This window comes from Cupriavidus nantongensis, assembly GCF_001598055.1.
In the GTDB taxonomy this organism is placed as follows: domain Bacteria; phylum Pseudomonadota; class Gammaproteobacteria; order Burkholderiales; family Burkholderiaceae; genus Cupriavidus; species Cupriavidus nantongensis.
In genome coordinates this window covers 588,212-612,347 of the sequence record NZ_CP014845.1, presented here as the reverse complement: position 1 = coordinate 612,347, position 24,136 = coordinate 588,212, and the positions used below count along the sequence as shown (strand labels likewise).

Here is a 24,136-nt window from a genome sequence, read left to right as displayed (position 1 = left end):
TCCGGCAATATCCACTGAACTGTCATAAATTTAAGAATGCTCTGAACCTGCCGATTATGCTAAAGGCAGCCCACAGCGCATTGGTGGGCCTGCACGCTAGCGATGACAATGGCGGCCCGCGCGGCGCCGCACTAACAATCGTGAGGTTCAGATATGTCGCTTGAACGGAGCAGGAAGGCCGCCGCCCTGGTCGGACGGCTGGCCGCGGGCGCGCTGCTGGTGAGCGCGGGAATCGGCAGCGCGGTCGCGCAATCGGGCACCATTACGTTCCTCGGTGCGATCACCAACCCCTCATGCGAGCTGCGGCCGTCGGCCGGCATGGTGCAGGCCAGTTGCCAGCAGCCATCGGGGCAGATCCTCTCGGCGCCGTTCGCGGTGGCTGCGCAGCGGTCGCCCGGACTGACGCGCATCGGCATGGCCAAAGTCAGGGTGGAACCCGTGCGCGCCGCCCGGCGCGGCACGGCGCCCGCCTACCTTGTCGTGGTGACCTATCAATAGATGACATATCGGACCGGGCCCGCGCCCGGTCCGGGCTGCCGCAACCACGGCGCGCGGGGGCAGCGTTGCGGTGCGTGCCGCAGGTCTGCGCCACCGCAGGCTCGCCGCGAGTGCAGTCTTGACACCTTTGCTTGCACTTCCTTTAATGGTGTAACACATCGGGCCGCGCCTGATCCTTTTTGCCGAGGACGTCAACGACGATGGAAACCGGTGAAACCCACGATCCGCAACGCAAGCAAGAAGAACTGCGCAGTTTTCTTTTCCTGACCGCCGTCATGGTGCCGGTGCTTTCCGTCATCATCGTCGCGGGCTATGGGTTCATTGTCTGGATGACCCAGCTGATCAGCGGCCCGCCTACCCACTAGGCGGGCCGTGCAGGCCCGGTGCGGCAGGCTTGCCGCCGCCGGGGCATTGACAGATAAAAACAAGCTGCAGCACAGACTGAAACGGCATCGAACCGGAGCTTGCGCATGCCCGCTGCAAGACGTGCCATCCCCATACAGCCGTTGCCCGCGGACGCCGAATGGCATATCGCCGGCATCGTGGTCCATGCCCTTCCCGCCAGGCTGCCGCAGGTGCGTGCGGCGATCGACGCCATCGCCGGCGCCGAGATCCATGCCGCCAGCGACAGCGGCAAGCTGGTCGTCACCCTCGAAGCCCCCAGCTCGCGCGCCATCGCCGCGCACCTGACCTTGCTGCACCAGCTCGACGGCGTGCTGTCGGCCGCGCTGGTCTACCAGCACAACGAAGATGCCGGGGCCATGCACCAGGCCATCGACCAGCGCACGGACCGGGGCATCAGCCCCGCAATGAACGAGGAGGCAGGCACATGACCATCTCTCGTCGCGATTTCATCAAGCAGACCGCCGTCGCCGCAACGGCATCGGTGGCCGGCGTGGCGCTGCCGGCCGGCGCGGCCAACATGGTCACCGACAGCGAGGTCACGAGACTGAAATGGTCCAAGGCCCCTTGCCGCTTCTGCGGCACCGGCTGCGGCGTCACGGTGGCGGTCAAGGACAACAAGGTGGTCGCCACCAACGGCGATCCGCAGGCCGAGGTCAACAAGGGCCTGAACTGCGTCAAGGGCTATTTCCTGTCGAAGATCATGTACGGGCAGGACCGGCTGACGAAGCCGCTGCTGCGCATGAAAAACGGCAAGTACGACAAGAACGGCGAATTCGCCCCGGTCACGTGGGAGCGCGCCTTCGACGAGATGGAGCACCAGTTCAAGCGCGTGCTCAAGGAGAAGGGCCCGACCGCGGTGGGCATGTTCGGCTCGGGCCAGTGGACCGTGTGGGAAGGCTATGCCGCGTCCAAGCTGATGAAGGCCGGGTTCCGCTCCAACAACCTCGATCCCAATGCGCGCCACTGCATGGCGTCGGCGGTGCAGGGCTTTATGCGAACCTTCGGCATGGACGAGCCGATGGGCTGCTACGACGACTTCGAGGCCGCCGATGCCTTCGTGCTGTGGGGCTCGAACATGGCCGAGATGCACCCCATCCTGTGGACCCGCATCACCGACCGCCGCCTGAGCCACCCCAAGACACGCGTGGCGGTGCTGTCGACCTTTACGCACCGCTCGTTCGACCTGGCCGACATCCCGGTCATCTTCAAGCCGCAGACCGACCTGGCGATGATGAACTACATCGCCCACTACATCATCAGGAACAACAAGGTCAACAAGGACTTCGTCAACAGGCACACCGTGTTCAAGGAGGGCGTGACCGACATCGGCTACGGCCTGCGCCCCGAGCATCCGCTGCAGAAGGCGGCGAAAAACGCGGCCGATCCCGGCGCTGCGCGCGTCATCACGTTCGACGACTTCGCGCGCTTCGTCGCCAAGTACGACGCCGATACCGTCAGCAAGCTGTCGGGCGTGCCCAAGGCCAAGCTCGACCAGCTGGCCGAGCTCTACGCAGACCCCAACGTCAAGGTGATGTCGCTGTGGACCATGGGTTTCAACCAGCATACGCGCGGCAGCTGGGCCAACAACATGGTCTACAACCTGCACCTGCTGACCGGCAAGATCGCCACCCCGGGCAACAGCCCGTTCTCGCTGACGGGGCAGCCGTCGGCGTGCGGCACCGCGCGCGAGGTGGGCACCTTCTCGCACCGGCTGCCGGCCGACATGGTGGTGACCAATCCCAAGCATCGCGAGGAGGCCGAGCGCATCTGGAAGCTGCCGCCCGGCACCATCCCCGACAAGCCCGGCTACCACGCGGTGCTGCAGAACCGCATGCTCAAGGACGGCAAGCTCAACGCCTACTGGGTGCAGGTCAACAACAATATGCAGGCCGCGGCCAACCTGATGGAAGAAGGCCTGCCGGGCTACCGCAACCCGCAGAACTTCGTGGTGGTGTCCGACGCCTATCCCACCGTGACCGCGCTGGCCGCCGACCTGATCCTGCCCAGCGCGATGTGGGTGGAGAAGGAAGGCGCCTACGGCAATGCCGAGCGCCGCACGCAGTTCTGGCACCAGCTGGTCGATGCGCCGGGCGAGGCGCGCTCGGACCTGTGGCAGCTGGTGGAATTCTCCAAACGCTTCAAGGTCGAGGACGTGTGGCCGGCCGACCTGATCGCGAAAAAGCCCGAATACCGCGGCAAGACCCTGTTCGACGTGCTCTACCGCAACGGCAATGTCGACCGGTTCCCCCTCAAGGACATCGATCCCGACTACCACAATGCCGAAGCCAAGGCCTTCGGCTTCTACCTGCAGAAGGGGCTGTTCGAGGAGTACGCCAGCTTCGGCCGCGGCCACGGCCATGACCTGGCCCCATTCAATGCCTATCACGAGGCGCGCGGGCTGCGCTGGCCGGTGGTCAACGGCAAGGAAACGCGCTGGCGCTACCGCGAGGGCAGCGACCCCTACGTCAAGGCCGGCACCGGCTACCAGTTCTACGGAAACCCGGACGGCAAGGCGGTGATCTTTGCCCTGCCCTACGAGCCACCGGCCGAGTCGCCGGACAAGGAGTATCCGTTCTGGCTGGCCACCGGCCGCGTGCTGGAGCACTGGCACTCCGGCTCGATGACGCGGCGCGTGCCCGAGCTGTACCGCGCCTTCCCCAACGCGGTGGTGTTCATGCACCCCGAAGACGCCAGGGCCCTGGGCCTGCGCCGCGGCGTCGAGGTGGAGGTGGTGTCGCGGCGCGGGCGCATGCGCTCGCGCGTCGAGACCCGCGGGCGCGACGCGCCGCCGCGCGGGCTGGTGTTCGTGCCGTGGTTCGATGCCAGCCAGCTGATCAACAAGGTGACGCTGGACGCCACCTGCCCGATCTCGCTGCAGACCGACTTCAAGAAGTGCGCGGTCAAGATCGTCAAGGTCTAGCCGCAACCGAACGAGGGAGACGCCATGATGCCAAGCCGATCCTGGATGCCGCTGCTGGCGCTGTGCGCGCTGCTGCTGGCCGCGCTGGCGCCGCACAGCGCCAGCACGGCGCATGCGCAGGGCGTGGTCGACGCGATGCGCGGGCCCACACCCATCGCCGATGAAAGCAAGGCGCCGCTGCTCTACCCCACCGAGAACAAGGACATCCGCCGCAACCGCAACTACACCATGCAGCCGCCGACGATCCCGCACAAGATCGACGGCTACCAGCTCGACAAGGACTTCAACCGCTGCATGTTCTGCCACGCCCGCACCCGCACCGAGGAAACCCAGGCGATCCCGGTCAGCATCACGCACTACATGGACCGCCACAACAACGTGCTGGCCGACGTGTCGCCGCGCCGCTACTTCTGCACCCAATGCCACGTGCCGCAGGCCGACGCCAAGCCGCTGGTGGGCAACACCTTCGTCGATGTCGAGCAGATGCTCAGGCGCAAGCCCGGCGCCAAGGGCTCGTCCAACTAGCGGAAGCGCGCCATGCTCGACCTGATCAAGCGTTACTGGCGGACCATCAACCGGCCCAGCGCGTACTTCAGCCTGGGCTTCCTGACGCTGGGCGGCTTTATCGCCGGCGTGGTGTTCTGGGGCGCGTTCAACACCGCGCTGGAGCTGACCAACACCGAGCAGTTCTGCACCGGCTGCCACGAGATGCGCGACAACGTCTACCAGGAGCTGCAGGGCACCATCCATTTCACCAACCGCAGCGGCGTGCGCGCCAAGTGTTCCGATTGCCATGTGCCGCACAACTGGACCGACAAGATGGCGCGCAAGATGCAGGCGTCCAAGGAGGTCTGGGCCAAGATCTTCGGCACCGTCGACACCCGCGAGAAATTCCAGGCGCACCGGCTCACGCTGGCCCAGCACGAATGGGCCCGCTTCAAGGCCAACGATTCGCTGGAATGCCGCAACTGCCACGACTACCAGTCGATGGACTTCACCCGGCAGAGCCCGCGCGCACAGGCCATGCATTCGACCTACCTGGCCAACAAGGAGAAGACCTGCATCGACTGCCACAAGGGCATCGCCCACCATCTGCCCGACATGTCCGGGGCCGAGGTCAAATGACGCCTGCCGCCGCGCCCGTGCTCAGCGCCAGCGGCCTGGCGGTGGCGCGCGCCGACCGCACGGTGCTGCAAGGCATCGGCTTCGGCCTGGCGCCGGGCGGACTGCTGCAGGTGCTGGGCGCCAACGGCAGCGGCAAGACCACGCTGCTGCGCGTGCTGTGCGGCCTGGCCAGCGCCGATGCCGGCACGCTGCAATGGCATGGCCGTCCGCTGCGCGCCGCCGACCCCGAGTTCCAGCAGGCGCTGGCCTACCTCGGCCACGCCAACGGCATCGACATCGACCTGACCCCGGCCGAGAACCTGCGCTTTGCCGCCCGCCTCGCTGGCCACCATGCCGATGCGGGCAAGCGAGCCGCCAGCATCGCGCGCGCGCTCGCGGCGCAGGCGCTGGAACGCGTCGCGCACGTGCCGGTGCGCACGCTGTCGCAAGGCCAGCGGCGCCGCGTCGCGCTGGCGCGGCTGGCGCTGGCGCCGCGCGTGCTGTGGCTGCTGGATGAACCGGTCACCGCGCTCGATGCCGACAGTTGCGCGCGCTTCCAGCGCCAGCTCGACGCGCACCTGGCCGCGGGCGGCATGGCCGTGATCGCCACGCACCAGCTGCTGCCCGGCGGCGGCGCGGTGCTGCGGCTGGACGGAGCGGGTGCATGATGGGCATGCCAGGCACGCTCGCCGCCATCGTCGCGCACGATGTCTCGCTGTCGTGGCGGCGGCGCGGCAGCCTGCTCGGCGGCGTGGTGTTCTTCGTCATGGCCGCGAGCCTGTTCCCGCTGGCGCTCGGACCCGAGCCGCAGCAGTTGCGCGCGCTGGCGCCGGGCATTCTGTGGGTGACGGCGCTGCTGGCCTCGATGCTGTCGCTGTCGCGCCTGTTCGCGCAGGAGCATGCCGACGGCAGCCTGGACCAGCTGCTGCTGTCGCCGCATCCGCTGGCGCTGCTGGTGCTGGCCAAGATCGCCGCGCACTGGCTCACCAGCGGGCTGCCGCTGCTGGTGCTGACGCCGCTGCTGGCGCAGCAGTACGGGTTGCCGCCCGGCGCCGCGCTGTTGCTGGCGGCATCGCTGCTGGTCGGCACGCCGGCGCTGAGCCTGATCGGCGCGGTGGGCGCGGCGCTGACGCTGGGCCTGCGCGGGGGCGCGGTGCTGCTGTGCATCCTGGTGCTGCCGCTGTGCGTGCCGGTGCTGGTGTTCGGCGCCGCGGCCGCGGCCGCGGCCGATGCCGGGCTCGACGTGACGGCGCAGTTCTCGCTGCTGGGCGCGTGCCTGGCGCTGTCGCTGTTGCTGTGCCCGCTGGCCGCCGCCGCCGGGCTGCGCATTGCCATGGAGACGCCGGCATGAGCCAGCCGCAGCACTCGTTGCCACAGCGCATCGCGTCACCTGCGCGCGCGCGCCGCAGCTGGCTGGCCTATGCCGCGCCGGTGCGCTTCTATCCGCTGGCCGGGCGCATGGCGCCATGGTGCTTCGCCGCGGCGGCGCTATTCGCGCTTGCCGGCCTGTATGTCGGCTTCGGCGTGGCGCCCACCGACGCGCAGCAGGGCGAGGTCTACCGCATCATCTTTATCCATGTGCCGGCGGCATGGATGTCGATGCTGATCTACCTGGTCATGGCCGGCTACTGCGCGCTGGCGCTGGTGCTGCGCACACGGCTGTCATCGATGATGGCGTCGGCGCTGGCGCCGACCGGCGCGCTCTTCACCGTGCTGGCGCTGTGGACCGGCGCGCTGTGGGGCCAGCCCACCTGGGGCACGTGGTGGGTATGGGACGCGCGCCTGACCTCCGAGCTGATCCTGCTGTTCCTGTACCTGGGCTTTATCGCGCTGGAAGCCGCCATCGACGAGCCGCGCCGCGCCGAGCGCGCCTGCGCGGTGCTGGCGCTGGTCGGGGTGGTCAACATCCCGGTGATCTATTTCTCGGTGCAGTGGTGGAACACGCTGCACCAGGGCGCCTCGGTCAGCCTGACCGCGGCGCCGACCATGGCCGCCACCATGCTGGCCGGCATGCTGCTGATGACGCTGGCGTGCTGGCTGTACACGGTGGCGGTGGCGCTGGTGCGCGTGCGCTGCATCCTGCGCGAACGCGGCGAGGTGCCGCACGGGCCGGCCATGACCGACGGAGAGCGCGCATGACCCTGGCCTCGCTGCTGCCGTCGCTGCTGACCGATGGCCGCCACGGCGTCTTCATCGCCGGCGCGTTCGGCGTGAGCGCGCTGCTGCTGGCGCTGGAACTGGTGCTGCTGGCGCGCCGCAGCCGGGCCACGCGCCGGCACACCGACGGGGAAGCCGGGCGATGACGCCGCGCCAGCGCCGCCTCGGGCTGCTGGCCGCGGCCCTGGCCTGCTGCGGCGTCGCGGCGGCGCTGGTGCTCAATGCCTTTCGTTCCAACCTGGTGTTCTTCTACAGCCCGAGCCAGGTCGCCGCGCACGAGGCGCCGGTGGCGCGCAGCTTCCGGCTGGGCGGGCTGGTCGCGCCAGGGTCGATCCGGCGCGAGGGCGACGGCATGACGGTGCGCTTCGTCGTGACCGACACCGCGCGCGAGGTGCCGGTGCAGTATCGCGGCCTGCTGCCCGACCTGTTCCGCGAAGGCAAGGGCGTGGTCGCGCGCGGCCAGCTGCGCGCGGACGGCACCTTTGTCGCCAGCGAGGTGCTGGCCAAGCACGACGAGAACTACATGCCGCCCGAGGCCGCCGATGCGCTGAAGCAGGCCGGCCAGGCCAACCCGCGCATGGCCGGGGCCATGGCCACGCAGGAGGTGCGCCGGTGATCGCCGAGCTGGGCCACTTCACGCTGATCGTCGCGCTGCTGGTGGCCGTGGTGCAGGCGGTGGTGCCGCTGGCCGGCGCGGCGCGCGGCCGGCTGGCATGGATGGCACTGGCACGCCCCGCCGCGCGCGTGCAATGCGGGCTGGTGGCGCTGTCGTTCGCCGCGCTGACCTGGTGCTTCGTCGACCACGACTTCAGCGTGCGCTATGTCGCCGCGAACGCCAACAGCGCGCTGCCGCTGGCCTACCGCATCGCCGCGGTGTGGGGCGGGCACGAGGGCTCGATGCTGCTGTGGACGCTGATGCTGGCACTGTGGTCGCTGGCGGTGTCGGTATGGAGCAGGCAGCTGCCGCTGGCCGCGGTGGCGCACGTGCTGGCGGTGATGGGCGCGATCAGCGCCGGCTTCCTGGCGTTCCTGCTGTTTGCCTCCAACCCGTTCGTGCGGTTGCTGCCGCCGGCGATGGAAGGCCGCGACCTCAATCCCCTGTTGCAGGATCCCGGCATGGTGTTCCACCCGCCGCTGCTATACATGGGCTACGTCGGCTTCTCGGTGACCTTTGCCTTTGCCGTGGCCGCGCTGCTGGCCGGGCGCGTCGACGCGGCCTGGGCGCGCTGGTCGCGCCCGTGGACCACGGTGGCGTGGGCCTTGTTGACGCTGGGCATCATGCTCGGCAGCGCCTGGGCCTACTACGAGCTGGGCTGGGGCGGCTGGTGGTTCTGGGACCCGGTCGAGAATGCCTCGTTCATGCCGTGGCTGGCCGGCACCGCGCTGATGCATTCGCTGGCGGTCACCGAAAAGCGCGGCGCGTTGCGCGCATGGACCGTGCTGCTGGCGATCTTCACGTTCTCGCTGAGCCTGCTCGGCACCTTCCTGGTCCGCTCGGGCGTGCTGACCTCGGTCCACGCCTTCGCGGTGGACCCGAAGCGCGGCATCTTCATTCTGGCGCTGCTGGGGCTGGTGACCGGGCTGGCGCTGGCGCTGTACGCCTGGCGCGCGCCGGCGCTGGCGCGCCGCGTGGCGTTTGCGGCGGTGTCGCGCGAGTCGATGCTGCTGGCCAACAACGTGCTGCTGGCGGTGGCCGCCGCCACGGTGCTGCTTGGCACGCTCTACCCGCTGCTGGTCGATGTGCTCGGACTGAGCAAGATCTCGGTCGGTCCGGCCTATTTCGAGCAGGTGTTCGTGCCGTTGATGGCGCCCGCGGTGCTGCTGATGGGCGCCGCGCCGCTGGTGCGCTGGCGCCACGGCGACCTGCCCGGCATGGCGCGCCGGCTGCGCTGGGCCGCGCTGGCCAGCGCAGCCATCGGCGCGGGGCTGCTGCTGGCGCTGCGCAATGCCTCGGCGCTGAGCGGGCTGGGATTGATGCTGGCGGCGTGGTGCGTGCTGAGCGCGGTAGCCAGCGTGGCGGCGCGGCTGCAGCACCAGCGCGGCCGCCGGCTGGCGGCGCTGCGCCAGTTCACGCCCGGCTACTGGGGCATGCTGCTGGCGCACGCCGGCGTGGGCGTCTTTATCGCCGGCGTGACGCTGGTGTCCGGTCAGGAAAGCCTGCGCGAGCTGCCGATGCGCGCCGGCGACAGCGTCAGCGTGGGCGGCTACGACTTCCGCTTTGCCGGCGTAACGCAAGCCGGCGGCCCCAACTACGACGCGCTGCGCGGCACGCTGGTGGCCTCGCGCGACGGCCGGCGCGTCGCGGTGCTGCATCCCGAGCGCCGCATCTACCGCAGCCAGGACCTGCCCACCACCGAGGCGGCGATCGACAGCGGCGTCACGCGCGATCTCTACGCGGCGCTGGGCGAGCATGTCGGCAACGATGCCGACGGCAGCGCCTGGGCCGTGCGCATCCACGTCAAGCCGTTTGTCGGCTGGATCTGGGCCGGCTGCGTGCTGATGGCGCTGGGCGGCGTGCTGGCGGTCTGCGACAAGCGCTACCGGCTGCGGCGCCGCGCCACCGGCGCGGTCAATGCGCCAGTCCCAAGCGATGCGCCCGCGGTGCCGGCACTGAGCTCGGTCCGCAAGGAGACCCCGGCATGACGCGCTTCCTGCTGCCGCTGGCCGCCTTCCTCGCCCTCGCCGTGGCGCTGGCCGCCGGCCTGCGCCACGATCCGCGCGAGCTGCCGTCGCCGCTGGTGGGCAAGGCCGCGCCGGCGTTCGACCTGCCGCTGCTGGCGCCCGAGGGCCGCACGCTGGCCAGCGCCGATTTGCGTGGCAAGGTGTGGCTGCTCAACGTGTGGGCCTCGTGGTGCGCGGCCTGCCGCACCGAGCATCCGCTGCTGGTGGACTTTGCCGCGCGCGCGCCGGTGCCGCTGTACGGCCTGAACTACAAGGACGAGGCCGGCGCCGCGCGCGACTGGCTGCGGAGGCTGGGCGACCCCTATGCCGCGTCGCTGGTCGACGCCGACGGCCGGGTCGGCATCGACTACGGCGTCTACGGCGTGCCGGAGACCTTCGTCATCGACCAGCACGGCGTGGTGCGCTACCGCCAGGTCGGGCCGGTCACGCGCGAGGTGCTGGAGCGCAAGCTGGTGCCGCTGATCGAGCAGTTGCAGCGGCAGGGAGACGGCCGTGCGTAGCCACGCGCGCTCCTTGCTCGCGGTAACGCTCTGTGGCGTGACGCTGCACGCGGCGGCGCTGAGCGAAGCCGAGCTCGACGCGCGCGTGCATGCGCTGTCCGGCGAGCTGCGCTGCCTGGTCTGCCAGAACCAGACCCTGGCCGACTCCAACGCCGAGCTGGCGGTGGACCTGCGCCGCCAGATTCGCGCGCAGCTGCGCGACGGCGCCAGCGATGCCGCCATCAAGGATTACCTGGTGCAGCGCTACGGCGACGTCGTGCTGTACCAGCCGCCGCTGCGGCCGCTGACGTGGCTGCTGTGGTTCGGGCCGCTGTTGCTGCTGGCCGCTGCCGTGGCCGCGATCGTGCACGCGCGCTCGCGCAGACCTGATGCCGGCGCCACGACCGAGGCGCCGCTGGACGCCGCCGCGCGGCGCCAGCTTGCGGACTTGCTGGATGGCTCGACCACGGAGCACCGCCCGCCATGACCACCTTCTGGCTGCTGGCCGCCGCGCTGATCGCCGCGGCCACCACATGCCTGCTCTGGCCGCTGTTGCGCCGCCGCGCAACGTCCAGCCCCGCCACGCCCGAGCGCGCGCTGCTGGTCGACCTCTACCACGACCAGCTGCGCGAGCTCGACCGCGACCTGCACGCCGGCACCCTGAGCGCAACCCGCCATGCCGAAGCCCGCGATGAACTGGGCCGCCGGCTGCTGGACGAAGCCGCCGGCACCAACACCACGCCCGCCGGCGCGGGGCCCTCGCCGCTGCTCGCCGCAGTGCTGCTGGCGGCGTTGCCCAGCGCCGCCATCCTGCTCTACCTGCATCTGGGCAATCCGGTGGCGCTATGGCGTGCCGACGACCTGCCCGCGGCCCGCGGCAGCGAGCACCAATTGAGCGGCGCGCAGGTCGAGGGCATGGTCAACCAGCTCGCGCAGCGTTTGCGCGAAGCGCCCGGCGATGCGCAGGGCTGGGCCATGCTGGCGCGTTCGTACAGCGTGCTGGAGCGCCATGCCGATGCCGCGGCCGCCTACGCGCGCGCGGTCGAGCTGGCCCCTGAAGTGGCGGCGCTGCGCTCCGACTACGCTGACGTGCTGGCCACACTGAACGGCGGCGTGCTGGACGGCGCGCCGATGGCGCAGGTGCGCCAGGCGCTGGCGCTCGATCCCGACGACCCCAAGGGCCTGGCGCTCGCCGCCAGCGCGGCGACCGAGCGCGGCGACCGGCAGGCGGCGATCGGCTACTGGGAACACCTGTACCGGCTGCTGCCGGCGGATTCGCAGACCGCGGCGCGCATCGCCGCCAACCTCGCGGCCGCGCGCGGCACGCCCGCCGCGGCGCCGGCCGCGGCCATCACCGGCATGGTGACGCTGAGCGAGCAGGCCGGGCGCGCGCCGCAACCTGGCGACACGCTGTTCGTCTATGCCCTGCCCGTCGACGGCACGCGCATGCCGCTGGCCGTGCTCCGGCGCGCGGCACGCGACCTGCCGCTGTCGTTCACGCTGGACGATGCCATGGCGATGCGCCCCGACCATCGGCTTTCGGGCCAGCAGCAGGTGATAGTGGAAGCGCGGATCTCCGCCAGCGGCAGCGCCTTGCCGAAGGCGGGCGACCTGGTCGGGCGCACCGGGCCGGTGGCGGTCGGCAGCGAGGGCGTGCGCATTGCCATCGACCGCAGGATCGAGGGCAACCCGGTGCCGTAGCCGCTCAGCCCGGCAGCGTCGCCCTCAGGTTGGCCAGCATGTCGGCCACCATCTCGCGCAGCCCGTACTGCGCGCGCCAGCCCCAGTCCGCGCGCGCGACCGCGTCGTCGATCGAATCGGGCCAGCCCTGCGCGATCGCCTGGCGATAGTCCGGTTGGTAGCGGATCTGGAAGCCCGGCACCTGCTCGCGGATGGCCGCGGCGATCTGCGCCGGCGTAAAGCTCATGCCGGCGATGTTGTAGCTGCCGCGCTCGCTCAGCCGGTCCGCCGGCGCTTCCATCAGTTCGATGGTGGCGCGGATGGCATCGGGCATATACATCATCGGCAGGGCCTCGTCCTCGCGCAGGAAGCAGGTGTAGGGCTCGCCCTTCACCGCCGCATGGAAGATGTCGACGGCATAGTCGGTGGTGCCGCCGCCGGGCGGGGTCTTGTGCGAGATCAGGCCGGGATAGCGCACGCTGCGCACGTCGACGCCATGGTTGGCGTGGTACCAGCGGCACCAGCCCTCGCCCGCCTGCTTGGAGATGCCGTAGACCGTGGTCGGCTCCATCACGGTCTGCTGCGGCGTGTGCGCGGCCGGCGTGGTCGGGCCGAAGGCGGCGATCGAACTGGGCCAGAACACCCGTTCCAGCCCGGTCTGCCGCGCCAGTTCGAGCACGTTGAGCAGGCTGGTCATGTTGAGGTTCCAGGCCCACTGCGGCGCCTTCTCGCCGGTGGCGGACAGCGCCGCGGCCAGCAGGTAGACCTGGGTGATGCCATGGCGCTCTACCACCGTGGCCAGTTCGCCGCGGTCGGTGGCGTTGAGCATTTCGTGGGTCAGCTGCACATGGCGGCCGGTTGGCACCACGTCGGAGGTGATGACGTTGCCACGCCCGTAGCGCTCGGCCAGCGCCAGCGCCAGCTCGGACCCGATCTGGCCGTTGGCGCCGACGATCAGGATCTTCGGTGTGCCGTCGCCCATCAGATCAGCCCCAGTTCGCGCCCGGCCTGGCCGAAGGCGTCGAGCGCCGCCTGCAGCGTGGTCTCGTCATGCAGCGCGCTCATCTGCACGCGGATGCGCGCCTGCCCCTTGGGCACCACCGGATAGAAAAAGCCCACCACGTACACGCCCAGCTCCAGCAGCCGCTGCGCCAGCTGCTGCGCCTTGTCGGCGTCGTAGACCATGATCGGGATGATGGGATGGTCGCCGGCCTTGACGTCGATGCCAAGCTGGTCCAGCCCGGCGCGGAAGAACTTGGTATTGCGCTCGAGCCGGTCGCGCAGCTCGGTGCTGCCTTCGAGGATATCGAGCACCGCGATCGACGCGCCCACGATCGCCGGCGCCACCGTGTTCGAGAACAGGTAGGGCCGCGAGCGCTGGCGCAGCAGCGCCACCACTTCCTTGCGCGCGCTGGTGAAGCCGCCCGACGCGCCGCCGAGCGCCTTGCCGAGCGTGCCGGTGATGATGTCGATCTTGCCGAACACCCCGCGCGCCTCGTGCGTGCCGCGGCCGCGCTGGCCCATGAAGCCGGTGGCATGGCATTCGTCGATGCCCAGCAGCGCACCGTACTCGTCGCACAGCGCGCGCATCTGGTCCAGGCGCGCCACGGTACCGTCCATCGAGAACACGCCGTCGGAGAACACCAGCGTGTAGCGCGCGCCGTCGGCACGCGCCTGTTCCAGCTGCGCGCGCAGGTCGTCCATGTCGTTGTGCTGGTAGCGGTAGCGCCGCGCCTTGGACAGGCGGATGCCGTCGATGATCGAGGCGTGGTTGAGCGCATCGCTGATGACCGCGTCCTCCGCCCCCAGCAGCGTTTCGAACAAGCCGCCATTGGCGTCGAAGGCCGAGCCGTAGAGGATGGTGTCCTCGGTGCCGAGGAAGGCCGACAGCCGCGCCTCGAGCGTCTTGTGCAGGTCCTGGGTGCCGCAGATGAAGCGCACCGAGCTCAGGCCGAAACCATGCGTGCGCAACGCCTCGTGCGCGGCCTCGATCACGCGCGGGTGCGACGACAGGCCCAGGTAATTGTTGGCGCACAGGTTGATGACCTCGCGGCCGTCACTGGTGCGCACGCGCGCGCCCTGCGGCGTGGCGATCACGCGCTCGTTCTTGTACAACCCGGCGTCGCGGATGGACTGCAGCTCGTCGCGGATGGACGCATAGAACGCCTGGGCATTCGGCATGGCTTGGCTCCGTTGGATTCGAGGATGGGCGGATGTGCTACGATCCGATCGATAAATCGAACACGTTCTATATATCGAACGTTTTGGGCAATATAACGAACATCATTCCATGACGCAAGCCCTGCTCCAGACCCCGCCGGCCGACGGGCCGCCCGCCGTCGGCACGGCGCTGCAGGCGCTGCGCCAGCAGCAGCGGCTGTCGCTCGACGAACTGTCGCGCCGCGCCGGTGTATCCAAGTCGATGCTGTCGCAGATCGAACGCAACCTCGCCAACCCGACCGTGGCGGTGCTGTGGCGGCTGGCCAATGCGCTCGGCGTAAGCCTGACCGACTTCCTCGCCGGCGGCGCCGCGCAGCGTCCCGGCGGCGGCATCACCGTGGTCCAGCCGCACGCGATCCCGTCGCTGAAGAGCCCGGACACGCGCTGCGACCTGCGCATCCTGGGCCCGATCGACCTGGCCGGGCGTTTCGAGTGGTATGAGCTGACGATCCAGGCCGGCGGCGTGCTGGCCTCCGAGCCGCACGAGGCCGGCACCCAGGAACACCTGTCGGTGCTGAGCGGATCGATGACGGTGCGCGCGGGCGCCGATGAAAAGAAGCTGCGGCACGGCGAGACCGCGCGCTATGCGGCCGATGTCGCACATGCAATCTCCAATGGTGGCAAGACCACGGCCACCGCACTACTGGTTGTAGTGCATCCGGGCTGACACGCAAGGGCAGCAGCGGCACGGCGCGGTGCTTCGGCGGTGCGACGATTTCGGGGCCGCCCGCTGCAGCGGGGGGCAAAGGTGAATTTGCATACGGGACTTCGTTGACGCGCTGGCCCTCACCCCCGCCCCTCTCCCGCTGTATAGACCGGGGACATGGTGGACGCATGTGCGAGGACATGGTGGACACATTGTAGACGTCAGGGGGTTACGTCCCTAGGTGATGCTTGTGGCCTGCACGCCGCTGCGGCGTGCAGGCTAATTTCGCCGATTTCAAAGCGGCTGAACCATATGGCCAACACGCCGTCGCGCCGGGTCGGGCGTAGCGCGATCCACTGGCCGATGAACGCCTTGCCGATCTTGATGCGCCGGTTGCCAACCATGATCCGTGCGCTGCTGTCGACCTTGTAGACACGGTCGCCGCTCTGGTACTGCACCTCCGGCAGCGCCTCCGGGTAGGCCACGCTGCTCACGCGATAGCGTTGGGCCGGCACCTGCATGTCCAGGGCCTGATGGGGTCGCTCGTGGTTGTACACGTAGCGATATCGATCGAAGACCTGCTGCGCCTCGGTGTTGTCCACGAAGCGGCGGTGCTGCAGGACTTCGGCCTTCAGGGTGCGGTGGAACCGCTCGTCCTTGCCCTGTGTTTGTGGGTGATAGGGCCGTGAATGGCTGACCCGGATCCCTAGTTGCATTAACCAGACCGTCAGCCTGGTGTAGCCCAGCCCCTCTTCGTCGCCGCCTCCCCATGGAGGGCCGTTATCCATGGTGATGCGCCGGGGCAGGCCGTAGCGGCGGAAGGCCCCGATCAGCTGCTGCTGCACCGTCTGGCGGCGCTGGTCCGCGCAGGCTGCCAGGCACAGGTTGAAGCGGGAATGGTCGTCGATCAGCGTGAGCGGAAAGCAGACGCCCTGCTCATTGGGCACCTGACCCTTGAAGTCCATCTGCAGCAGCTCGTTGGGTTCGTCGTGCTCGAACCGCCGCCAGGGGGTGGCCTGGGCGCTGGCCTGCGGATCGATCAGACCATGTCGATGCAGGATCGAGGTCACCGTGCTGGGCGCAGGCACCTCGGCGTGGCCCAGGTCGGACAGCCTGCGGCTGATCTTGCGCCCACCCCAGGTCGGGTGTTCGCGGCGCAGCATCAGCACCAGTTCCTCCAGGAAATCAGCGGTGCGCTCGGGGCTGTGGTGCGGCCGCCTGGGCCGGTCGGCCAAGCCCGCGGCGCCTTCCTGCCGATGCCGGGCCAGCCACTTATAAGCGGTTTGCGGACTGATCGAGAACCGTCGGCACAGCTCCCGACGGTTGCATCCCGGCTGGGAAGCCAGGGCAATGAACTCCAGGCGAAGGCTCATGGTGTCTCGGGCGCTCCACGGCATGGTTCGTTCTCCCGGGCAGATATCTGCCCGGGAGTGTCAACCATGTCCTCGCACACCTGTCACCTATGTCCCCGGTCCATACATCCCGCACGCGGGAGAGGGGAGCAAACAAGCGGAAGAGAAAAGTCCTTCGGCTCGCCCTCGACAACGCGTGCGAGCGCAGCGACGCACTCCGTGCCAGAGCAGTGGATCTGAGATAGGGAGCGCGCGCAGCGCAGCCGAAGGCGTCCCACCAACAACGCAGTTAGAAGGCTGCCACCGACCTAAAGTCGGGTTCGTCCATCCGACCTAGAACGCCAGGCACATCCAGGTAGCGTCAGCAGGGTCGAACCGCCACCAGCACGACCGCAAGTCACCGCCGTTCGAACCGCCAACGCCGCCTTAGCCAGCCGCTCAGGCGACGCGCTTCTTGCCTACTTCTTGGGGCTCGGCCAAGAAGTAGGTCGCCGGCTGCGCCGGCGAAACAGCCACGCCCGCCAAGCACGACAACCCCCGATTCCGCGCAAACCAAAAGCCGAATACGCTCTATAACAACCCGCGCCACCGTGCCCCCGCACGCTGTCCTATAGTCGCCATGCCCGCATCATGTCCGCCTGCGCGGGCCAGGCCTGACCGGAGACAACGCGTGTCGACAACCGAAGCCTATCTGCTGGATTCCATCCGCCTCGCCATGGAGAACGTGCGCGAGCGCAATACCTGGCCCTTTGGCGCCGTGGTGGTCAGGGACGGCACGGTGCTGGCGCGCGCGGTCAACGAGGTCGATGCCACCTGCGACCCCAGCGCGCATGCCGAGATGCAGGCGGTGCGCGCCGCCAGCCGCGCGCTGGGCAAGCCCGACCTGAGCGGCTGCACCGTGTACGCCAGCGGCTATCCCTGCCCGATGTGCCTGACCGCGATGTACCTGGCCGGGGTCGAGGCGGTCTACTACGCGTATTCCAACGAGGATGGCGCCCCTTACGACTTGTCCGCCGAGCGCGGCTATGTCGAGCTGGCCCGTCCGCTCGACCAGCGCGAAATGAAGCTGGCCTATGTACCGGCGCGCGACCAGGGCGTCGACCTGTACGAAGCCTGGCGCGCGCGCCAGGGCCAGTAACGGCGGCATGACCGGGAGCGGATGGCTGCCGCTCCCTTTGTCCACGATGACGGCATGGCCATCGGCTTGTCACCGGGGCCGGCTAATATGGGAATGACGGCGCTGCGACAGTGGGTCACATGTAACGGCCGGCGGCAGCGTGGAACCGCGCGCGGACCCTTCCGTCAAACCAGTGGATTGCGCGAGACACCCGGCTGCGCTGCGGCACTGCAGCGCAACATGCAGCGCCCCGTGCCGGATCGTCCCGCGCATCGTGTTACGCGAGTCGTGTTGCCCCATTCCCGCCGGCGCAATGTCGCCGCGCAGACTCCCAGCAAACGCCCCCCTCTAGCCAAGGAGACGAACGTGCTGAGCCCGCATGAACTTGCCACGCTGCTATTGCTGAGCGATGGCCCCGATTCCCTCGATTCCACCGATTCCCGCCAGATCGATCCCATCGACCTCAAGGCCCTGGTCGACAAGCAACTGGTTCACCTCGAAGTCCTGCACGGCCGCCGCCAGGCGCCGCGCATCACCAGCCACGGCTATTCCATGCTCAAGGCCATGGGACGGTGAGGCCGCGCTGCGGCCCGGCCCACTCGCCACACCACGGAGGCCACCATGACCACGGGCCCGGCACCTGATGCCGGCGCCCCCGCCGATCCCGACGCGGCGCGCCGCCGCTTCCTGCGCGACCTGGGCCTGCTGGCCGCGGCCGGCATCGCGCCGGGCACGGCCGCGGCGGCGACGCCCGCGGCCTGCCTGCTGACCCCGGCCGCCACCGAAGGCCCGTTCTATCTGGACGATGCCCTGGTGCGCGCCGATATCCGCGACGGCCGCCCCGGCCAGCCGCTGCGGCTGCGCATCCGCGTGGTCGATGCCGGACGCGGCTGCGCGCCGGTGCCGGGTGCCCTGGTCAGCATCTGGCACTGCGATGCGCAAGGCCACTACAGCGGCGAAGGGCGCAGTGAAGGCCGTACTGACCGGCAGGCGCGCTTCCTGCGCGGCGTGCAGCCGGCGGACCGCGACGGCGTCGCCACCTTCACCTCGATCTATCCCGGCTGGTACGCGCCGCGCGCCATCCATATCCATTTCAAGGTGCTGCTTGGAAGTGCCGAGGCGCTGACCAGCCAGCTGTATTTCAGCGACGCGCTCAACCGCGAGGTGCTGGGCAGCCATCCGGCCTACCGTGCGCACGGCGTGCCGGCGCGCGCCACGGTGCAGGACCCCATTGCCGGCCCGCGCCCCAACCTCGTCGAAGTGCGCCAGGCCGCCGACGCAGCAGGAATGCTCGAGGGCCGCTTCACCGTCGGCATCGCGCGCGCCTGAGCCCGCGCGCGAGTGCAGTACTGCTTGCAGCGCCGCAAAGTGCGCCGGCGCACACCGCGCGGGTAATCCCTAGATTGTGGTTGCCTGTGCCTTTCCTACCATGAAGGGAATCACGGGCCACCTGCCCGGCACCCCTGCCTGTCCGCAGGACTGCCGCGCCTCCGCTGGCCCAGCATGCTCCAGTTTTTCCCGACTTTTCCGGTGTTCGCGTCAGTGGCGAGCGGCCTCGGTCCCCCATGGCCGGCGCGCTCGCGGGTAGTCCCACACTCATCAGAGGGAGACGGTCATGGCATCCAGGGCGAGGAAATCAGAGGGGCGGAGCAGCGGCCAGGGGAGCAGTGTCTCCCGGCGCGGCTTTCTGGGCGGTGCCGCCGGCGCTGCCGCGGGCGCGGCCGCCATGGGCTTCCCGGCCATCGTCAAGGCACAGGGGCCGGTCACGATGCGCTGGCAGAGCACCTGGCCGACCAAGGATATTTTCCACGAGTTCGCCGGCGACTTCGTCACCAAGGTGAACGACATGTCGGGCGGCGACCTCAAGATCGAGCTGCTGCCCGCGGGCGCGGTGGTCAAGGCCTTCGACCTGATCGACGCGGTCAGCAAGGGCACGCTCGACGGCGGCCATGGCGTGATCGCGTACTGGTACGGCAAGAACTCGGCGCTGGCGCTGTGGGGCTCGGGCCCGGCCTGGGGCATGGACCCGAACATGCTGCTGGCCTGGCACAAGTACGGCGGCGGCAAGGAACTGCAGCAGGAGATCTACCGCAGCCTGAACCTGGACGTGGTGTCGTTCCTGTACGGGCCGATGCCGACCCAGCCGCTGGGCTGGTTCAAGAAGCCCATCACCAAGCCTGAAGATTTCAAGGGCCTGAAGTTCCGCACCGTCGGGTTGTCGATCGATATCTTCACCGGCCTGGGCGCCGCGGTGAACGCTCTGCCGGGTGCCGAGATCGTGCCGGCGCTGGACCGCGGCCTGCTCGATGCGGCGGAGTTCAACAACGCCAGCTCCGACCGCGCGCTGGGTTTCCAGGACGTGTCCAAGATCTGCATGCTGCGCAGCTTCCACCAGTGCTCGGAGCAGTTCGAGATCCTGTTCAACAAGAAGCGCTACGACGCCTTGCCGGCCAAGCTCAAGGCGCTGATCGCCAATGCGGTGGACGCGGCCTCGGCCGACATGTCGATGAAGGCGATCGACCGCTATTCCAAGGACTACCAGGCGCTGCAGCAGCAGGGCGTGAAGTTCTACGCCACCCCCAACTCGGTGCTGCAGGCGCAGCTGAAGATCTGGGACGAGATCGTCGCGCGCAAGGAAAAAGAGAACCCCATGTTCAAGAAGGTCAATGATTCGATGAAGGCCTTCGCGCAGCGCTCCACGCGCTGGCAGAACGATACCAACGTCGACTACCGGCTGGCCTCCAGCCATTACTTCTCCAAGCGCGGCTGAGCCCCCGGGACGCGCGCCGTGCAACGCCTGCTGCTGCGCATCGACTGGCTCAGCACCTTCGTCGGCCAGGCCGCCTCGTGGCTGATCATCGCGCTCACGCTGATGATCAGCTACGAGGTGTTCTCGCGCTATGCGCTGGGCGCCCCGCACGCCTGGGTGTTCGATGCCAGCAACATGCTGTACGGCACGCTGTTCATGCTGGCGGGCGCCTACACGCTGGCCAAGCGCGGCCACGTGCGCGGCGATATCCTCTACGGCTTCCTGTCGCCGCGGATGCAGGCCGGCATCGACCTGGTGCTGTACCTGGCGTTCTTCTTTCCCGGCGTGATCGCGCTGGCGTGGGCCGGCATCGACTTCTTCGAGGTCTCGCTGGCGCAGAACGAACACTCTTCCATTGCCGCCGACGGCCCGCCGATCTATCCGTTCAAAGCGGTGATCCCGGTGGCCGGCGCGCTGCTGCTGCTTCAGGGCGTGGCCGAGACCATCCGCTGCATCATGTGCCTGCGCAGCGGCAACTGGCCGCTGCGCGAAGGCGATGTCGAGGAAGTCGACGTCGACAAGCTCAAGGAGATGGTGCACGCCACGCCGACCGCTGAACTGGCCGGACAGGCCGACGCTGCGCCGCCGCGCGACAACCCGCCGGGAGCCGGCCGATGAGGAAGGAACTGTGGTTCGGCGTGACCCTGATGGTGCTGATCATCGGCGGCGTGGCGTGGTTCATGCCCGCACAGGGCGACTGGACCAGCGGGCACCTGGGCCTGCTGATGCTGGCGCTGATCGTGGTGGCGATCATGCTGGGCTTTCCCACCGCCTTCACGCTGATGGGCATGGGCGTGCTGTTTTCCTGGCTGGCCTACCGCAACGCCAACCCGGAGATCGCGGTACAGCAGACGCTGGACCTGATGGTGCAGCGCGCCTATGCGGTGATGACCAACGATGTGCTGATCTCGGTCCCGCTGTTCGTGTTCATGGGCTACCTGGTCGAGCGCTCGAACCTGATCGAGAAACTGTTCCGCAGCCTGCACCTGGCGCTGGCGTGGATCCCGGGCTCGCTCGCAGTGGCCACGCTGGTGACCTGCGCGATCTTCGCCACCGCCACCGGCATCGTCGGCGCGGTGGTCACGCTGATGGGCCTGCTGGCGTTCCCGGCGATGCTGCGCGCGGGCTACAGCACCTCGATGTCGGCCGGCGCGGTGACTGCCGGCGGCTGCCTGGGCATCCTGATTCCGCCATCCGTGCTGCTGATCGTCTACGGCGCCACCGCGGGCGTCTCGGTGGTGCAGCTCTATGCCGGCGCCTTCTTCCCCGGGCTGATGCTGACCGGGCTCTATGTGCTCTACATCGTGCTGCTGGCCAAGCTCAAGCCCGCGCTGGCGCCGCCGCTGCCGGAAGCCGAACGCGTGGTGCCGCTGCCGCCGGTGGCGCGCACGCTGCAGGCGCGCGGTGCCACCCATGCCTTGCCGGCGCTGGGCGCGGGCCTGATGCGCGCGCTCAAGGGTCCGCGCAACGCCGAGGTGCCGAGTGCCGTGTTCGCGCGCCAGCTCGGCATCGTGCTGCTGCCGGCGCTGGCGACGGCGCTGGTGATGGGTACCATCTATAGCGCAGTCACCGCGCCGGCCGCGAGTATCGCGATCGAGGCCCCATTGTCGCTGGGCGGCGCCGAGGAAAGCAGCGCGGCGGTGGACGACCTGGCGGCACCGCCAGCGGAAGAACCGGCGGCGCCGGCCGCCGCGGCACCGGCCACGCCTGCCGCACCGGCCACGTCCGCGACGCCATCCGCCACCGAAGCCGACGCCCGGCCGCCATCGACACCTGCCGCCGCGGCCGTCGCGGCACCGCGCTGGTTCTGGATCACGCTGGCGGTGGTGGGCCTGCTGCTGGTGTATTTCTACTGGCGCTTCAGCTTTGCGCGGGTGGAAATCTTCAAGATGCTGCTGACGTCGTTCTTCCCGCTGGCGCTGCTGATCCTGGCGGTGCTGGGCTCGATCGTGTTCGGGCTGGCCACGCCCACCGAGGCCGCCGCGGTCGGCTCGCTGGGCGGCGCGCTGCTCGCGGCCGCCTACCGCCAGCTGAACTTCGGCGTGCTCAAGGAATCGGTGCTGCTGACCGCCAAGACCAGCGCCATGGTGTGCTGGCTGTTCGTGGGCTCGTCGATCTTCTCGGCCGCGTTCGCGCTGCTGGGCGGGCAGGCGCTGGTCGAGCAGTGGGTGCTGTCGATGAACCTGTCGCCGGTGCAGTTCATGATCCTGGCGCAGCTGATCATTTTCCTGCTGGGCTGGCCGCTGGAATGGACCGAGATCATCATCATCTTCATGCCGATCTTTATCCCGCTGCTGGACAACTTCGGCATCGATCCGCTGTTCTTCGGGCTGCTGGTGGCGCTGAACCTGCAGACCGCGTTCCTGTCGCCGCCGGTGGCGATGGCCGCGTTCTACCTGAAGGGCGTGGCGCCGCCCCATGTCACGCTGAACCAGATCTTCCTCGGCATGCTGCCGTTCATGGGCATCCAGGTCATTGCGCTGGTGCTGCTCTACGTCTTCCCAGAAATCGGCCTGTGGCTGCCGACCGTGCTGTACCGCTGAGCGGCACTGCCCGCGTTTCCTATACTGGTTGGCAATGCCAGCCGATACCGCCCTCGCCAGCCCGCCCCCCGATACCAGCTTCCGCACCGACATTCCCGGGCGGCTCGACCGCCTGCCGTGGTCGCGCTGGCACTGGCGCGTGGCGATCGCGCTGGGTATCGCGTGGGTGCTCGATGGCCTGGAGGTCACGCTGGTCGGCTCGGTCGGCGCGGTGCTGGAGCGGCCCGATACGCTGGGGCTGAGCGCGACCGAGGTGGGCTGGTCGGGCTCGCTCTATATCGCCGGCGCGGTGCTGGGCGCGCTGGTGTTCGGGCGCATGGCCGACCGGCTCGGCCGCAAGCGGCTGTTCCTGGCCACGCTGGCCGTCTACATGGTGGCCACGCTGGCGACCGCGTTCGCGCCCGACTTTGCCTTCTTTGCCGCCTGCCGCTTCTGCACCGGCCTGGGCATCGGCGGCGAGTATGCCGCCATCAATTCGGCCATCGACGAACTGATTCCCGCGCGCGTCAGGGGACGCGTGAACCTGGCCATCAACGGCAGTTTCTGGCTCGGTGCGGCGCTGGGCGCGGGGCTCAGCCTGGTGTTGCTGGATGCGCGCGTCTTCGGGCCGGTGTGGGGCTGGCGCGCCTGCTTCGCGCTCGGCGCGGTGCTGGCGGTGGCGATCGTGCTGGTGCGCCGGCATGTGCCGGAGAGCCCGCGCTGGCTTGCCACGCACGGCCGGCTGGACGAGGCCGAACGGATCATCGCCGCGATCGAGGCCGAAGTACGCGCCAGCCATGGGCCACTGCCGCCGGTGTCGCCCGATTGCGCCGCGGTGGCAATGCGCCGCCGCGCAGCCCCGGGCGCGGGCGAGGTCATGCGCCTGCTGTTGCGGCGCTTTCGCCAGCGCAGCCTGATCACGCTGGCGCTGATGGTGGCGCAGGCCTTCTTCTACAACGCGATCTTCTTCACCTATGCGCTGGTGCTGTCGCGCTTCTACGGCGTGCCGGAAGCGCGCGTGGCGCTGTATATCTTTCCGTTCGCGCTCGGCAATGCGCTCGGGCCGCTGCTGCTGGGTCCACTGTTCGACCACGTCGGGCGCCGGCGCATGATCGCCGCCACCTACGTGCTGTCCGGCGTTGGCCTCGCGCTCACAGGCTGGGCCTTCGTGCAGGGCTGGCTCGACGCGCGCACGCAGGCGCTGTGCTGGTCCGCCGTGTTCTTCCTTGCCTCCGCCGCGGCCAGCTCCGCCTACCTGACCGCAAGCGAGGTGTTCCCGCTGGAAATGCGCGCGCTGGCGATCTCGGTGTTCTACGCCGTGGGTACCGGCACCGGCGGCTTTATCGCGCCGCTGCTGCTGGGCGCCTTGATCGAGAGCGGCAGCCGCGAAGCGGTGGCGGCGGGCTACGGCTTCGGCGCGGCGCTGGTGATCGTCGCCGGGCTGCTGGCGTTGCGCTTCGGCATCGATGCCGAACGCCGCCCGCTGGAGCATATCGCGCCGCCGCTCGGCAGCGACGAATAGAGACGCTGCGCGGCCCCTTGCGG

26 protein-coding genes are annotated in these 24,136 nt (G+C 69.2%); 23 read left to right on the top strand and 3 right to left on the bottom strand.

Translation table 11 applies throughout. The annotated features are described in order from the left end of the window. Positions 1-153 precede the first annotated feature (153 nt). From A2G96_RS24035 to ccmI, 15 genes are all read left to right on the top strand, one after another. The gene (locus tag A2G96_RS24035; protein ID WP_062802719.1) at positions 154-498 is read left to right on the top strand and encodes a hypothetical protein; all 345 of its coding nucleotides are present in this window, start codon (positions 154-156) and stop codon (positions 496-498) included. A 200-nt stretch (positions 499-698) separates the two neighbouring features. Then, a complete protein-coding gene (gene napE / locus A2G96_RS24030; protein ID WP_062802718.1) occupies positions 699-863 on the top strand; it encodes a periplasmic nitrate reductase, NapE protein in 165 nt (54 codons plus the stop codon). 105 nt (positions 864-968) lie between these two features. Further along, positions 969-1,331: a chaperone NapD gene (locus A2G96_RS24025; protein WP_062802717.1), complete on the top strand. Its 363-nt coding sequence runs from the start codon at positions 969-971 to the stop codon at positions 1,329-1,331. Continuing rightward, on the top strand, positions 1,328-3,823 hold the full coding sequence (gene napA / locus A2G96_RS24020) for a periplasmic nitrate reductase subunit alpha (protein ID WP_062802716.1): 2,496 nt from the start codon (positions 1,328-1,330) through the stop codon (positions 3,821-3,823). Before A2G96_RS24025 ends, napA begins: the two co-directional genes overlap by 4 nt. Positions 3,824-3,847: 24 nt before the next feature. Beyond that, positions 3,848-4,348, top strand: coding sequence for a nitrate reductase cytochrome c-type subunit (locus A2G96_RS24015; RefSeq protein ID WP_062802715.1), 501 nt, complete (start codon positions 3,848-3,850; stop codon positions 4,346-4,348). Between the two features lie 12 nt (positions 4,349-4,360). Beyond that, positions 4,361-4,948, top strand: coding sequence for a cytochrome c3 family protein (locus A2G96_RS24010; RefSeq protein ID WP_062802714.1), 588 nt, complete (start codon positions 4,361-4,363; stop codon positions 4,946-4,948). Beyond that, complete coding sequence (gene ccmA / locus A2G96_RS24005; protein WP_082819087.1) at positions 4,945-5,595, top strand: cytochrome c biogenesis heme-transporting ATPase CcmA; 651 nt, start codon at positions 4,945-4,947, stop codon at positions 5,593-5,595. The genes A2G96_RS24010 and ccmA overlap by 4 nt, the downstream gene beginning before the upstream one ends. Before the next feature lie 5 nt (positions 5,596-5,600). Further along, entirely contained in the window at positions 5,601-6,278 is a 678-nt protein-coding gene (gene ccmB, locus A2G96_RS24000; protein ID WP_062804113.1) for a heme exporter protein CcmB, read from the top strand. Then, positions 6,275-7,066, top strand: a complete 792-nt coding sequence (locus A2G96_RS23995) for a heme ABC transporter permease (protein ID WP_062802713.1) — start codon at positions 6,275-6,277, stop codon at positions 7,064-7,066. Before ccmB ends, A2G96_RS23995 begins: the two co-directional genes overlap by 4 nt. Beyond that, positions 7,063-7,230 (top strand): heme exporter protein CcmD, encoded by a 168-nt coding sequence (gene ccmD, locus A2G96_RS32775; protein WP_082819086.1) that lies wholly within the window; start codon positions 7,063-7,065, stop codon positions 7,228-7,230. Before A2G96_RS23995 ends, ccmD begins: the two co-directional genes overlap by 4 nt. Then, the gene (ccmE, locus tag A2G96_RS23990; protein WP_062802712.1) at positions 7,227-7,700 is read left to right on the top strand and encodes a cytochrome c maturation protein CcmE; all 474 of its coding nucleotides are present in this window, start codon (positions 7,227-7,229) and stop codon (positions 7,698-7,700) included. The genes ccmD and ccmE overlap by 4 nt, the downstream gene beginning before the upstream one ends. Then, positions 7,697-9,727 (top strand): heme lyase CcmF/NrfE family subunit, encoded by a 2,031-nt coding sequence (locus A2G96_RS23985; RefSeq protein ID WP_062802711.1) that lies wholly within the window; start codon positions 7,697-7,699, stop codon positions 9,725-9,727. Before ccmE ends, A2G96_RS23985 begins: the two co-directional genes overlap by 4 nt. Continuing rightward, positions 9,724-10,266, top strand: coding sequence for a DsbE family thiol:disulfide interchange protein (locus A2G96_RS23980; RefSeq protein ID WP_062802710.1), 543 nt, complete (start codon positions 9,724-9,726; stop codon positions 10,264-10,266). The genes A2G96_RS23985 and A2G96_RS23980 overlap by 4 nt, the downstream gene beginning before the upstream one ends. Then, a complete protein-coding gene (locus A2G96_RS23975) occupies positions 10,259-10,732 on the top strand; it encodes a cytochrome c-type biogenesis protein (RefSeq protein ID WP_062802709.1) in 474 nt (157 codons plus the stop codon). The genes A2G96_RS23980 and A2G96_RS23975 overlap by 8 nt, the downstream gene beginning before the upstream one ends. Further along, entirely contained in the window at positions 10,729-11,946 is a 1,218-nt protein-coding gene (gene ccmI / locus A2G96_RS23970) for a c-type cytochrome biogenesis protein CcmI (RefSeq protein WP_062802708.1), read from the top strand. Before A2G96_RS23975 ends, ccmI begins: the two co-directional genes overlap by 4 nt. A 4-nt stretch (positions 11,947-11,950) precedes the next feature. Here the strand turns inward: ccmI and A2G96_RS23965 are convergent, their stop codons facing one another. Further along, positions 11,951-12,907: an L-threonine 3-dehydrogenase gene (locus A2G96_RS23965; RefSeq protein ID WP_062802707.1), complete on the bottom strand. Its 957-nt coding sequence runs from the start codon at positions 12,905-12,907 to the stop codon at positions 11,951-11,953. Next, positions 12,907-14,106, bottom strand: coding sequence for a glycine C-acetyltransferase (gene kbl / locus A2G96_RS23960; RefSeq protein ID WP_062802706.1), 1,200 nt, complete (start codon positions 14,104-14,106; stop codon positions 12,907-12,909). Before kbl ends, A2G96_RS23965 begins: the two co-directional genes overlap by 1 nt. 109 nt (positions 14,107-14,215) lie before the next feature. Here kbl and A2G96_RS23955 point away from each other — a divergent pair, with 109 nt between their 5' ends. Further along, positions 14,216-14,812 carry a helix-turn-helix domain-containing protein gene (locus A2G96_RS23955; protein ID WP_062802705.1) on the top strand — a complete coding sequence of 199 codons (597 nt, stop codon included), beginning with the start codon at positions 14,216-14,218 and terminating at the stop codon, positions 14,810-14,812. Positions 14,813-15,012: 200 nt separating this feature from the next. Here the strand turns inward: A2G96_RS23955 and A2G96_RS23950 are convergent, their stop codons facing one another. Further along, positions 15,013-16,188, bottom strand: a complete 1,176-nt coding sequence (locus A2G96_RS23950) for an IS481 family transposase (protein ID WP_062802704.1) — start codon at positions 16,186-16,188, stop codon at positions 15,013-15,015. A gap of 625 nt (positions 16,189-16,813) precedes the next feature. Here A2G96_RS23950 and A2G96_RS23945 point away from each other — a divergent pair. The 7 genes from A2G96_RS23945 to A2G96_RS23915 all read left to right on the top strand — a co-directional run bounded on the left by A2G96_RS23945 (position 16,814) and on the right by A2G96_RS23915 (position 24,113). Then, positions 16,814-17,281 (top strand): nucleoside deaminase, encoded by a 468-nt coding sequence (locus A2G96_RS23945; RefSeq protein ID WP_082819085.1) that lies wholly within the window; start codon positions 16,814-16,816, stop codon positions 17,279-17,281. 345 nt (positions 17,282-17,626) lie between these two features. Then, the gene (locus tag A2G96_RS23940) at positions 17,627-17,836 is read left to right on the top strand and encodes a hypothetical protein (RefSeq protein ID WP_062802703.1); all 210 of its coding nucleotides are present in this window, start codon (positions 17,627-17,629) and stop codon (positions 17,834-17,836) included. A 45-nt stretch (positions 17,837-17,881) separates the two neighbouring features. Continuing rightward, positions 17,882-18,589 carry an intradiol ring-cleavage dioxygenase gene (locus A2G96_RS23935; RefSeq protein WP_062802702.1) on the top strand — a complete coding sequence of 236 codons (708 nt, stop codon included), beginning with the start codon at positions 17,882-17,884 and terminating at the stop codon, positions 18,587-18,589. A 286-nt stretch (positions 18,590-18,875) separates the two neighbouring features. After that, positions 18,876-20,030 (top strand): TRAP transporter substrate-binding protein, encoded by a 1,155-nt coding sequence (locus A2G96_RS23930; protein ID WP_062802701.1) that lies wholly within the window; start codon positions 18,876-18,878, stop codon positions 20,028-20,030. 18 nt (positions 20,031-20,048) lie between these two features. Beyond that, complete coding sequence (locus A2G96_RS23925; RefSeq protein WP_062802700.1) at positions 20,049-20,687, top strand: TRAP transporter small permease subunit; 639 nt, start codon at positions 20,049-20,051, stop codon at positions 20,685-20,687. Then, positions 20,684-22,612 (top strand): TRAP transporter large permease, encoded by a 1,929-nt coding sequence (locus A2G96_RS23920; protein WP_062802699.1) that lies wholly within the window; start codon positions 20,684-20,686, stop codon positions 22,610-22,612. The genes A2G96_RS23925 and A2G96_RS23920 overlap by 4 nt, the downstream gene beginning before the upstream one ends. A 34-nt stretch (positions 22,613-22,646) precedes the next feature. Continuing rightward, on the top strand, positions 22,647-24,113 hold the full coding sequence (locus A2G96_RS23915) for an MFS transporter (protein ID WP_062802698.1): 1,467 nt from the start codon (positions 22,647-22,649) through the stop codon (positions 24,111-24,113). Positions 24,114-24,136 lie beyond the last annotated feature (23 nt).